This window comes from Verrucomicrobiota bacterium, assembly GCA_016871495.1.
Lineage (GTDB): Bacteria > Verrucomicrobiota > Verrucomicrobiia > Limisphaerales > VHDF01 > VHDF01.
The window spans coordinates 25,873-38,080 of sequence record VHDF01000041.1 but is presented as its reverse complement, the minus strand read 5'-3'; the positions used below and the strand labels follow the sequence as shown (position 1 = coordinate 38,080).

Sequence of the window (12,208 nt, the reverse complement as noted above, 5' to 3'; positions counted from 1 at the left end):
TCGCCCAACGCGGAGGCCGCGGCGCGCTACCGCGAAAGGCAGGCTCTTCAAGACCGTCTCAGTGTCGCGTTGCGCCCGCTCTTCCCGGCGCAGCGAAAGTTTCAACAAGCATGATGATGGAAGGATCGTTTGAATCCTGGAGGCTCTTGACTGACTTATGAAATTCATTCTTTCGACGCACAATGTGACCTTGACCAAAGCCATCGAGGATCACGTGCTGACGCGCATCGACAAACTGGAGCATTTGGACCAGCGAGCCGTGGAGGTCCGGGTCACTTTGGAACACGATCATACGCGCACGCCCGAGCGGGCTTTTGGATGCTCCATGAGGCTCGGGGTGAGCGGCCCGGATCTGTTTGCCGAGGACCGCGAGAGTGATCTTTACGCCGCGATCGATCGCGTCACGAAAAAAATCGAGCAACAATTGCGCAAGCGGCATTCCAAGCTCAAAGCGCGCCGTCATTCGGAAGCCTCCAAGTCCAAACGGAGGAGGCAGGAGGCCGCGGCGGAATAGCGCGGCTCGGGTCCGGCGAGAGGATCGCTTCAAGCACCCCGCGCGTCCGCGTTGCAAGCTTTGCCTCGAAAATGAATTGATCAATCCCGGAAAGTCTTCGAGGGACGAGGCGGGGCCAGTTCCGCCCCCCAGGGCGCGGGCACTTCGATCGAGGTGCCTCATGCTTTCCGCCGGGGAAGTCATTGAGGACGGCGCGGTGGTGATCCTCGAAGGGCGGGTGATGGAGGCGGGGCGCTGGGCTGACCTCGCGAGGCCCTGGGGGAGGAAGGGCCAAGTTGAGGATTTGGGCGAGGTGCTGCTGTTCCCGGGATTCATCAACAGCCATTGCCACCTGGATTACACCGGATTTGCTGGGAAACTCGCTCCGCCCGAATCCTTCACCGGTTGGATTAAAAGCATCGTTCGCTTGAAGTCGGAGACTTCGTTCCAAGCTTATGGGGAGGCCTGGCGGCGGGGAGCGGAGATGCTTCTTCGCGCGGGCGTGACTACCGTGGTCGATATGGAATCGGTTCCGGCCCTGACACCGGAAGTGTGGCACGGCACACCGATCCGCGTGCTCAGTTGCCTGGAAGTGCTGGGATACGGGGAGAGCGAGGAGGCGTCCGGCATGGTGCGCGCGGCGGTGGAAGAATGGAAAGGGCGGTTCGCCGCGGTCGGAGGCGCTCTGAATGTTTTTCCGGGGCTTGCGCCGCACGCGCTCTATTCCACGAGCTCCGACGTCATGCTGGAGGCGGCGGGGGCGGCACGTTTCAATGCTTGGCCGCTTTCTCTGCATGTCGCGGAGTCCCGGGAGGAATTCGAGATGTTCGCCGAACAGCGGGGTCCCCTCCATGCTTGGCTGGGCGAGCGGAGGAGGATCGCAAGGGAAGTCCCGGCCAGTCCGGTCAGACGGGCCGATCAACTCGGTGCGTTGAGTCCCGCCACGTGGGTTGCCCACGCGAATTATTTGGGTCCAAGCGACGATGAACTCCTGGCCTTGCGAGGGGTGACGGTCGTGCACTGCCCTCGCAGTCACGCGTATTTCAGACATGATCCTTTCCCGCTGGAGCGACTACGGAACGCGGGTGTTCGCGTGGTGGTGGGGACGGACAGCTTGGCCAGTGTTCGCATCAGGGCGGGCGAATGCGTGAATCTGAATCTCCTGGAAGAATTACGCGTCATGCGAGGCGGTGGGCCGGTTGGAGATCCCGCTGAACTGTTGAGGATGGTTTGGGAACGTCCGGCGGAGGTCCTGGGTTTCATGGGCCGATTGGGTTCGTTGCACAGGGGATCCAACGCCGATTCGGCGGTGATTCCGTTTCGTGGGAAACCGGCCGAGGCCGCGGAGAGTTTGGTCCATCATCGAGGTGATGTTTTCGGAACGATGGTCGGCGGACGTTGGCACTGGCGCGAGGAGGGAGCAGGATGAATTCGCTCGACCCTTTCTTGCAGCGGCGATTGGACAGGTTAGAAGCGTCGCAACTGAAGCGGAAGTTGCGTCCGCATGATTTTCCGATTGGACGCCAAGTGCGAGTGGAGGGCGAGGAGACCCTTTGCTTCGCCTCGAACGATTATCTGGGGCTGGCCGGGGATCCGCGGTTAGGGCAAGCGTCGGCTCGAGCCTCCGAACGCTATGGCGTGGGCTCAGGTGCTTCCCGGCTGATCTGCGGAACATTGCCTGTGCATGTTGAATTGGAACGAGCGTTGGCGGAGTGGAAAGAAGCGGAGGACGCGTTGGTCTTTGGATCCGGCATGGCTGCTGCCTTGGGGACGCTTGGCGCGCTTCTGGGGATGGGGGACGTGGTGTTGGTGGACCGGTTGGCTCACGCCAGTTTGATTGACGGAGCTCGCTTGAGCCGGGCGCAATTGCGCGTGTTCAGCCACAATGATTTGGCGGATCTGGAGGCGAAGCTGTCGTGGGCACGGAGCTGGATTTCGGAACGGGGAAAGGGTCCGGATGGTGAGGAGGGAAATTTAATGGTGGTCACGGAATCGTTGTTCTCCATGGATGGCGATGTCGCGCCGCTGAGGGAGATGACGGATCTGGCGGAGCGCTATGGCGCTTGGTTGATGGTCGATGAGGCGCATGCCGGCGGCGTGATGGGGAAAGGCGGGTCGGGGTTGGTGCAGGCTTTGGGGTTAGGCGGACGTATTCCCATTCAGATGGGCACTTTGGGCAAGGCCTTGGGTAGCTCGGGAGGATTCGTCGCCGGTTCATCTCGATTGGTGGAGTATTTGATCAATCAGGCCCGAACCTTTATCTTTTCCACTGCCCCCGCACCCTCCGCTTGTGCTGCGGCGCTGGAAGCTTTGCGGATTGTCCGGTCCGCCGAGGGCGATGCTTTGCGTGAAGCCTTGAGAGATCGCATTCGGCTTTTCGAAAGGGAGACGGGAAAACCGCGCCCCGGTGAAGCCAGTCCGGTGTGGCCCCTGATCCTGGGGTCGGAAGCGCGTGCGATGTCGGCGTTTCAAGAACTTTGGGGGCGGGGCGTGTGGGTTCCGGCGATTCGTTATCCTGCAGTCGCGCGGGGGAAGGCGAGGCTGCGGGTCAGCTTTTCAGCGGCTCACCGGCGTGAAGATGTCGATCGCCTGGTGGTGTTGTTGCGAGAGTGTGGGTTGGCGGGCTGGGAGGGTGGGAGTGGGAACAGGACTTAGGGAGCGACGACATGGACTGGCTTTGGTTTGACGGAAAGTTTCTCGGCATCGAATGGCATCCATGGAAGGTGCTGGGCTGGGTGGGCAACGCCGTTTTTTCCGCGCGGTTTTTTGTGCAGTGGTATGCCACGGAAAGGAAGGGAAGAGTGGTGGTGCCGCAGGCATTCTGGTGGCTGAGTTTGATCGGCTCGCTTTGCTTGCTGGCGTATGCCCTTGTTTATCAGCGCGACTCGGTTTTCATCTTCGCCTACGGTTTCACGTGGATTCCCTACATTCGGAACCTGATCATTCACCGGAGGACGAAGGGTGGAGGCCATTGCTGCGGGCGTTGCGGATTTCTCGCCGAAGATCGAGCGAAGTTTTGCTCCGATTGTGGTGCCAGGCTGGGATGTGGGGAGGAGCGTCAGGGGAGCGGTTCGGAACAAAGGTGAGCGGCGCAGGCGACTCTCCGGGCATGGCGCGCAAACTTCGCGTTCTTATCCCGGGGCCGACCCTTGATGGGCCTGGTGATCATCGCCAGGACCTTGCCAAGGTTCATGAAGGGCAATGGCCGTTTTAGGGGTTACGCCAATGCGGGGTGGCTGGGGGAACCTGGTGCGTCTTGATGTTCTGGCATTGCTGCGGCTGGTCTGCGACACGGCCGCGCTCCGGCGTGTTTGGAGCGCGACGGTGCGGAAAGTCAGTCGCAATAGCGGATGGCGCTTCGATCCGAACTCCCTTAACCAAACCAGAAAATGTTTCTGAAGAGCCGACGTTCATCCGGCTTTTCAGGGAAATCCATTTGGCCGGCTTAACAGCGGGAGGCCGTGGCTATGAGCGGATGAGACGACGGTGCGGGAGCGTGTGCCGCGAAGGCTCCGTTGGAATCCGCGCTTGCAGCGGCGGGTTCGATGAAATCGCCCGTCTCAGGCATTGGCATCGGTCTCTTGGCGGCCAAGCCGAGTGCGGCGAAGAACAGGATCGCTCCCCCCGCCCAGATCGTGGCTAGCACCAAGACGATGGTTGTCATACTTCACGTTAAGCATCGGTCGTGCCAGCCGAGGGGTGGAGCGAAAAAGCAGCCGAAATCCATGCAAATCCCCGGTTTTTAGGCTCACGAAGCCTCATCCCACCGAAGAGGATGTCCAAGAATGGGACACTCGTGTCCAAGGTATGTTCTGATGGCGGGATTTTTTGCCGGAGGTGTTCATGTGGAGTCCTGGCAGGTTTCTCCTTGGAGTTGGTGTCTGAATGCCTTGACCCCCGGTGGGAGGCTGCCTAGAACTGGGCCATGAAATCCCTGGTTTGCATCGGATGGATCGTGTCCTTGTGCGGAGCGACCGTGGCCGCTCCATTCACGGTTCACAGCTTTAAGAAGACGCAATTGTCCGACAAATTCTGGTGTGAAGGCGCGAGTTTCGGTGATTTTAACCGGGACGGCAAAATGGATTTGGTGAGCGGACCCTATTGGTATGAGGGGCCGAATTTTCAGAGATGGCACGAATTCTACCCCGCGACGAGGAGTTTCAAGAAGAAGGGGGCGAGCGGGGCGGAGGAAACCATCTCGGGTTTTGAGGGGGCGCTGGGGTCGAACAACGCTTATTCGGATAATTTCTTCGCATTCACTTACGATTTCAACCAGGACGGTTGGACGGATATCCTCATTCTAGGTTTTCCGGGCGAGGCTTCGAGTTGGTATGAGAATCCGCGTGGAGCGCGCGGACATTGGAAGAAGCATGTGGTGCTTGCTGTGACGGATAACGAGTCCCCCACGTTCACCGACATCACGGGGGACGGGCGTCCTGAGATCGTGTGCAGTTCCAAGGGAGCGTATGGGTATGCTGAGCCCGATTGGAGTGATCCGAGCAAGACGTGGTCGTGGCGTCCGATTTCACCCAACAACAATTACCATAAGTTCACCCATGGCATGGGTGTGGGGGATGTGAACGGCGATGGGCGGAAGGATTTGATCGAGAAAAACGGCTGGTGGGAACAACCGCCCAGCCTGGAGGGAAATCCGGTCTGGCTTTTTCACAAGCAGGCTTTCGGAACGGGTGGCGCCCAGATGTATGCTTATGACGTGGATGGAGACGGGTGGAATGATGTGATTACGAGTCTGGCGGGGCATGGATACGGGCTGGCGTGGTACCAGCAAGTGAGAACGGGGGCGGAGATTCAGTTTAAGGAGCATATCTTCATGAACAAAGAGCCTCGCGAGAATCGATATGGAGTTCAGTTCTCCCAATTGCACGCCATCGACTTGGTGGACGTCGATCGCGATGGATTGTTGGACATTGTGACCGGGAAGCGATTCTGGGCGCATGGACGCACGGGCGATCCTGAGCCCAACGCGCCTGCGGTGTTGTATTGGTTCAAGTTATCGAGAAACAAGAAGACGGGGGTGGATTTCATTCCCTATTTGATTGATGACGATTGTGGTGTGGGCACGCAGGTCGTGGTTCGGGATGCCAATGGGGACGGACTGCCTGATATCGTGGTGGGGAACAAGAAGGGCACCTTCTTCCTGGCTCAGGAGATGAGGAAAGTATCGATCAAGCAGTGGGAGGCGGCGCAGCCCAAAGTCCTCCATTAGGCCGCGATTGATCGCCCCACCTCGATCCGAGCGCCTGGCTACGAACGAAACGGGCAACTCGGAACGGCGGTTGTTGCTGCTGGGGAATCGGCGCAAGGGAAAGTCCGGCACAAACCATCATGAACTGGCAGTCGCGGTTGACTTATTGGCTTCTGGCCGGATGCTTTTTTGGCTCCGGCATTGCGGGGCTTTCCTACCAAGTCGTTTGGACGCGGTATCTCTCGCTTTTTCTCGGACACACCAGTTACGCGGTGGTGGCGGTCCTGGTGGCGTTCATGGGGGGGCTTGCCCTGGGCAATGCCTGGCTGGGAGCGGTGGCGGATCGAGCGCGCCGGCCGCTGGCCTTTTACGGATGGCTGGAGGTTGGCATTGGCATTTACGCGCTGATTTTCCCGACTTATTTCGAGGTCTGTCGCGATGGATTCTTGGGGGCGGCGAGGGGTGTGAGTGCGGGAGGAGCCATGCTGCTGGGCATGAAGTTCCTCTTCAGTTTGGTGACGATCTTTCTGCCCACCGTCCTGATGGGCGCCACCCTGCCGGCCCTGACTCGATTCGTAACGCGTTCGTTGGGGGAGTTGAGGTCGAGGGTAGCCTGGTTGTATTGCATCAACAGCGCCGGAGCCGTGGCGGGTTGTTTGGTGGCGGACTTTTGGCTTTTGCCGTCGATCGGCCTGGAAATGACAGTGTATGCGGGTGCCGCGCTGAATTTGCTGGCCGGGCTGGTCTGTTTGTTCGTGAGCAAGAGCCTGGAGCAGGAGGGGGGAGCGGGAAAAGGCGGGGCCTTCGCACCCGCGGTGGAGGCGCACGCAGAGGAGTTCAGTCCGTCCGAGGTGCGTCTGGCGCTTTGGGGCATTGGCGTCTCTGGATTTGTGGCGATGTTGTACGAAGTGGCCTGGACACGTTTGTTGGGATTGGCTCTGGGGTCGAGCACGCACGCCTTCGCGGTCATGTTGACGACGTTTATTACCGGCATCACGCTGGGGTCGGGGCTGGTGGTTCGCTGGAGGTTCAAGAGCACGCTCACGGCTTTCGGATGGGCGGAGCTGGCTTTGGCCGCGACCCTGACCGTTTCGCTGTTTTTCTACGAGTACCTGCCGTATCTCTTCATCCGTGCCGCGTCGGTGCTGGCGCGCACACCTGACGGGTATCCTTTCTACACCCTGGTTCAGACCGGGGTTTGTTTTCTGGTGATGTTGGTGCCGACCACCTGTTTGGGGATGACCATTCCGCTGGTGAGCCGGATTGCGACCAGCGAGCTTTCCAAGACGGGTCGCTCGATTGGCCGTGTCTTCGCGGTGAACACGCTGGGGACGGTGTTGGGCGCGGGGCTGACGGGATTGGCCTTGATGCCCCTCTTGGGTTTGCCCCGGACTTTCGCGTTTGGGATCGCGCTCAATTTTGCCATCGCGTTGAAAGTCGTGGGCCGGGGTGCATGGGCTGACCGGCGAGGATTCGGTCCGGCGCTGGCTGGGGGAGGGGTTTTGTTCATCCTCCTTTGTGGGTTTCTTTTCGGTGAGCGCTGGGTGCGGTCTTTTCACGCTGAGCTCTGGCGCATGCCGAACCCTCCCCGCACATGGGAAGCCTTCAATCGCGTCGCCAAGATTCCGCAGATCAAGTATCACCGCGATGGCGCGAGCGGGACGGTGGTGGTGTTCGGGATTCCCGAGCCCGCCCGGGATGGTCGGCCGGCGACCGAGAACCTGGTGCTCAAGGTCAATGGGAAGAGCGATGCCGGGACCAAAGGGGATGTGCCGACGCAGTTGCTCTCCGGCCATATTCCCATGCTCCTGAGGCCTGAGTCTCAGGAGGTCCTGGTGGTGGGCATTGGGAGCGGGATGACCATTGGTGCCGTCAATCAGCATGATTCCCTGCGACACATGGACGTCGTGGAGATCTCGCCCGAGGTGGTGGACGGAGCGCGGTTGTTTCACGATTTCAGCCACAAGGCGTTGGACGACTCGCGGGTGAAGGTTTGGGTGGAGGACGCCAAGACGTTTCTGCAGCTCGGGACCAATCGATACGACATCATCATCAGCGAACCGTCGAATCCCTGGATGGCGGGGGTGGCGAATGTGTTCAGCCGCGAGTATTACGAGGCCTGTCGCAAGCGGTTGAAACCGGGAGGCTTGATGGTGCAATGGATCCAGCTTTACGAATCGAACAACGAGTTGTTCGACATGGTGCTGAGCACGTTTGGCACTTCCTTTCCGCACATCAGTCTGTGGCATGGATCCCCTTCGGACATGATTTTGGTCGGCTCGGTTGAGCCGCTGCGTCCGAGTCTCGCGGCCGCGGTGGAGCGGATGAAGAGTGCGCGGGTCCGGACCGATCTGGAGCGCATTGGCATCAAACATCCTGCCGTGTTTTTCTGGCATGAGGTGGTGGATTCCCAGGTCGGCGGGCATTTGCCTCCGGCGGGATCGGTGGTGCATAGCGATTATTATCCCACCCTTGAGTATGCGGCGCAGAAGGCCTTTTTTGTGCAAGGGGTGGTTTCAAAACATCGCGAACACGATCATGCCATGGAAGCGCGCTCGGGCAGCTTGTTGCGACGGTATTTGGAACAGCATCCGATGGCCGCGTCCGATTACGAGGCGGTCTCCGATTTCTTTTCGCGTCCGGGGAGTGGGGCTCCCAAGTTGATGCGGAGCATGATTCAAGAGTGGCGCAAGAAGGCGCCTGGCTTGGCCCGGCCTGTGGAGCAGGAGTTGGAGCTCTATGCGTTTGGCAATTTGGCGGAGTTGGCCGCGCTCCGGCTGGATACGACCGGTGCCCCTGCGGGAGCCAGGCCGAGGACAGAGGAGTCGATCAAGGTTGCGCGTTACCGGCAGCGACTGCTCATGGAAACGTACCGGTCGTGGCGTTCGGTGTTTCACGTGCCCGATTCCGAACCGATTGCGCGGCTCACGGAGGAATTGAGGGTCAAAGATTCGCAATATCGCGCGGTTTACACGTTGCATCTGGCGGAGCTCGCCTGGGATCGGGGAGACGACGAGCAATGTTTGCGTTTGGGGTCGGAAGTCTTTGCCTCCGCCCTGGCGACGGCGGGGGCGCCGTTGTTTGCCCACGACGCCGAGGCGCCCCATGCCGTGTTGCGGCGGATGATTGATTCTTCGCTGGCGTTGAAGCGGCTCGATTTGGCCAAAGAGCTTGGCCATTTGGCTTTGAGCCGGGGCTTCGCGGCGAATGCTCCTCCCGGGCTCTCTCCACCTCTGGACGCCGCTGTGCGCCGGGCCGCGGCGGTGCTGGTCGAAAGCGCCGGCTTGGGCTCGGCCAATCGATGAACCCCGTAGCTTGAATGCTTGTGAATTCCCGTTCTCCCGCTCTTTTCGGCACGGTCGTTGTTTGTTTTCTGGTTTCCGGGGCGGCGGGGCTCATTTACCAGACCGTCTGGGCTCGTTATCTCGGCTTGTTTTTGGGGCACACCAGCTACGCGGTGGTGGCGGTGCTGGTTTCGTTCATGGGCGGGCTGGCATTGGGCAACGCGTGGCTCGGGCACTTTGCGGACCGCACCAGGAGACCCCTGGCGCTCTACGGATATTTGGAGCTTGGCATCGGGCTCTACGCGGTCTTGTTTCCTCATTATTACCAATTCTGCCATGACGGATATGTGGCGGTCTTGAGGAGCACGGGAGCCGGGGGGAGCGGAGTGCTGGCCCTGAAATTCGCCTTCAGTTTGCTGACGATTCTGGTGCCGACCGTTTTGATGGGAGCGACCTTTCCGGCCCTGGCCCGGTTTGCCACGCGTGCGCTCGCCGAGTTGCGTGAGAAAGTGGCGATGCTTTACGCCGTGAACAGCGCCGGGGCGATTGCCGGTTGCGTGCTGGCGGATTTCATTTTGATCCCTGGCATCGGATTGGAGGCGTCGCTTTATGTGGCGGCGTTTTGCAACGTGGCGCCCGGGGCGGTGGCGCTGTATTTGAGTTATCAGCTTCGTGAAAACCAGCTGGCGGATGAAATCGCGGAGCCGGCTTCCCCCAACGCCGGGGGGCCTTCCGCCGAGGCTCCGGTATCCTCTCATGCACGGCTGGCTCTGGCTGCCATCGGCATTTCCGGATTTGTGGCGATGCTGTATGAGGTGGTCTGGACGCGGCTTCTGGCGTTAGCCCTGGGATCAAGCACGCATGCGTTTTCCCTGATGCTGATCACCTTCATTTCGGGCATCACGGTGGGAGCGGTGATTATTTATCGATGGAAGAACTTGAAGGACGACTTGAACGCCTTCGGCTGGGCGGAGATCGCCCTGGCGGGCACCTTGTTTTTGTCGATGTTTTTTTACGAGTACCTGCCCTTCGTATTTGGCAAAATGGCGGGCCTGCTGGATCGGACGGATGCGAACTATCCGTTTTACGCCTTGTTGCAGCTCGGCCTGTGCTTCCTGGTGATGTTTGTTCCCACCACCTGCCTGGGCATGACCCTGCCCCTGGTCAGCCGCATTTCCACGTCCGAGCTGAGGCACGCGGGCGGTTCGGTAGGGCGTGTCTTTGCGGTGAACACCGCGGGAACGGTGCTGGGCGCGGCGCTGACGGGACTTTGGCTGATGCCCCAGCTGGGCATGGCGCGTACGCTGGCCTTGGGGATTCTGTTGAATGCCGGCATCGGATTGGCCGTGTTGCTGCGGAGCACGCAGGTGTCCCGCATTGGCGTCATGGCCGGGGTGGGACTGGCCGGGGTGGTTTGGGTGTGGACGGCGGGCAACGTTTTTCAGCCCACGTGGAAACAGGCCTTCAGCGCGGGCTTCTGGCGGTTGACGAACATGCCGAATGATCTTGCGGCGTACCGCAGCTATCTGCGGTCGGGAGAGTTTGCTTACTACAAGGACGGGGCCGGTTCCTCCGTCTGCGTGGTGCCGACCTACGGTTCCGGCAAGACCAATCTTTTTTTGAAGGTGAACGGCAAGACGGATGCCAGCACCGCGGAGGACATGAAGACCCAGGTCATGTCCGGGCACGTGCCGATGATGCTCAAGCCGTCGGCGACGAATGCCCTGATTGTGGGCCTGGGTTGTGGTGTGACGTGCGGGGCGGTGGCGGTCCATCCTTCCATCCGTCACATCGATCTGGTGGAGATTTCACCCGAGGTTGTGGAGGGCGCGCGGTTGTTTGGTCCCTACAATCACCGGGTGCTGGAGAACCATCCGAAGGTGCGGGTCGTCATCGAGGATGCCAAATCGTTCCTGCTGGCCAGTGAGAGCAAGTACGACGTGATTGTGAGCGAACCGTCCAACCCATGGATGGCGGGGGTGGCCGCCGTGTTCAGCCGGGAGTTTTATGAGCAGTGCGCTTCCCGTCTGTCGCCCGGGGGCGTGATGGTTCAGTGGGTTCAGGCTTACGAGTCGAACGACCGCACCTTTGCCTTGATGCTGCACACGTTCGGCTCGGTGTTTCCCCATCTGAGTGTCTGGCAAGGATGGCAGGGAGATTTGCTGGTGACGGGCTCGCTGCTTCCTCTGGAACCGGACCTCGCGGGCATGGAAGCTCGATTTCAACATGCCGACGTGAAGGCGGACTTGAAACGCATTGAGGTCAACAGCCTGCCTGTCTTTCTGTCGCATCAATTGATTTCGTCGGGATGGGGCCGGTTCGTCGCGCCACCCGACGCGGAGATGCACACGGATTTGTATCCTGTCCTTGAGTTTCTGGCGCAGCGGGCCTTTTTCGTTCGCACCAGTTCGGACCTGTGGCAGGTGTTCAACGAGAATTACAATCCGCGGTCATCGACGTTGCTTGGGCGTTACCTTCGGGAGCGTTCGTTGACGGAGGACGACTACTGGTCGTTCGTCGATTATCATCTTCCGAACGCGATCGCTCCGGGCCGGTTGCTGCGCTCGTTGTTCCTGCGTTGGCGGGAGCAGGATCCGAACTCGATCGAACCCCTGGCTTTGCTGACGCGGGTGGTTTCGCCTCCGCTGCCGCATGAAGTGTTTGCGTTGCGTTTTGAGAAAGACCTCGCCCGTTTGGAGTCGTTCGCCAAGAAAGATCTTCTCCCCTACCGGCAACTTGTGATGAACATGATGCAGACCTATCGGGACGAGCGCACCATCTTCCGTGTTCCCGACGCCCAAGTGTTGCGGGAGACGCTGGAGAAACTGATCCGTCTCGATCCCGCCAATCAGCGCGTCTACCGGCTGTATCTGGCCGAAATCGCATGGGATCGATCGGATGACGCCGCCTGCTTGCAATGGGCGGCGGACGCGTTCAATCCGGACGAGTCCAAGTTTGGCCTCATCCAGTTCAAACTGGACCCCAAGGCGCCGCCGCGCGTGCTTCAGCGCGCGATCGAGTCACTCCTTCAACTGGGGAGATTCGACGACGCGATTTCGATGTGCCGCCAAGCCTTGCAGCAAGGCTACGTCGGGGAGCGGGTGGTGAATCGAGACCTTTGGCTGGAAGCGACGATTCGGAAGGTCGATTTTCGATTGCAAGAGGCCCGCGGTCCGGCCCCCGCCGCCACGCCTTAACGGCTTTGTCCCGGCGGCGGATGGGCGA

6 protein-coding genes and 1 pseudogene are annotated in these 12,208 nt (G+C 60.1%); all 7 read left to right on the top strand.

Features of this window, described 5'->3' with window-relative positions:
• The first annotated feature begins 157 nt into the window (after positions 1 to 157).
• A pseudogene (raiA, locus tag FJ404_10820) lies at positions 158 to 514 on the top strand (ribosome-associated translation inhibitor RaiA).
• A 160-nt stretch (positions 515 to 674) separates the two neighbouring features.
• Positions 675 to 1,922 (top strand): amidohydrolase family protein, encoded by a 1,248-nt coding sequence (locus FJ404_10815; protein MBM3823360.1) that lies wholly within the window; start codon positions 675 to 677, stop codon positions 1,920 to 1,922.
• Complete coding sequence (locus FJ404_10810; GenBank protein ID MBM3823359.1) at positions 1,919 to 3,148, top strand: 8-amino-7-oxononanoate synthase; 1,230 nt, start codon at positions 1,919 to 1,921, stop codon at positions 3,146 to 3,148. Before FJ404_10815 ends, FJ404_10810 begins: the two co-directional genes overlap by 4 nt.
• An 11-nt stretch (positions 3,149 to 3,159) precedes the next feature.
• Positions 3,160 to 3,579 (top strand): hypothetical protein, encoded by a 420-nt coding sequence (locus FJ404_10805; protein ID MBM3823358.1) that lies wholly within the window; start codon positions 3,160 to 3,162, stop codon positions 3,577 to 3,579.
• An 839-nt stretch (positions 3,580 to 4,418) separates the two neighbouring features.
• Positions 4,419 to 5,720, top strand: coding sequence for a VCBS repeat-containing protein (locus FJ404_10800; protein ID MBM3823357.1), 1,302 nt, complete (start codon positions 4,419 to 4,421; stop codon positions 5,718 to 5,720).
• Positions 5,721 to 5,839: 119 nt separating this feature from the next.
• Entirely contained in the window at positions 5,840 to 9,004 is a 3,165-nt protein-coding gene (locus tag FJ404_10795; GenBank protein MBM3823356.1) for a hypothetical protein, read from the top strand.
• A 14-nt stretch (positions 9,005 to 9,018) separates the two neighbouring features.
• On the top strand, positions 9,019 to 12,180 hold the full coding sequence (locus FJ404_10790; protein MBM3823355.1) for a hypothetical protein: 3,162 nt from the start codon (positions 9,019 to 9,021) through the stop codon (positions 12,178 to 12,180).
• Positions 12,181 to 12,208: the final 28 nt, after the last annotated feature.

Excerpts from the sequence above, each read along its gene's own strand:
- FJ404_10790 (MBM3823355.1), top strand. The coding sequence starts at position 9,019 with ATGCTTGTGAATTCCCGTTCTCCCGCTCTTTTCGGCACGGTCGTTGTT.
- FJ404_10815 (MBM3823360.1), top strand. The coding sequence starts at position 675 with ATGCTTTCCGCCGGGGAAGTCATTGAGGACGGCGCGGTGGTGATCCTC.
- FJ404_10795 (MBM3823356.1), top strand. The coding sequence starts at position 5,840 with ATGAACTGGCAGTCGCGGTTGACTTATTGGCTTCTGGCCGGATGCTTT.
- FJ404_10805 (MBM3823358.1), top strand. The coding sequence starts at position 3,160 with ATGGACTGGCTTTGGTTTGACGGAAAGTTTCTCGGCATCGAATGGCAT.
- FJ404_10800 (MBM3823357.1), top strand. The coding sequence starts at position 4,419 with ATGAAATCCCTGGTTTGCATCGGATGGATCGTGTCCTTGTGCGGAGCG.
- FJ404_10810 (MBM3823359.1), top strand. The coding sequence starts at position 1,919 with ATGAATTCGCTCGACCCTTTCTTGCAGCGGCGATTGGACAGGTTAGAA.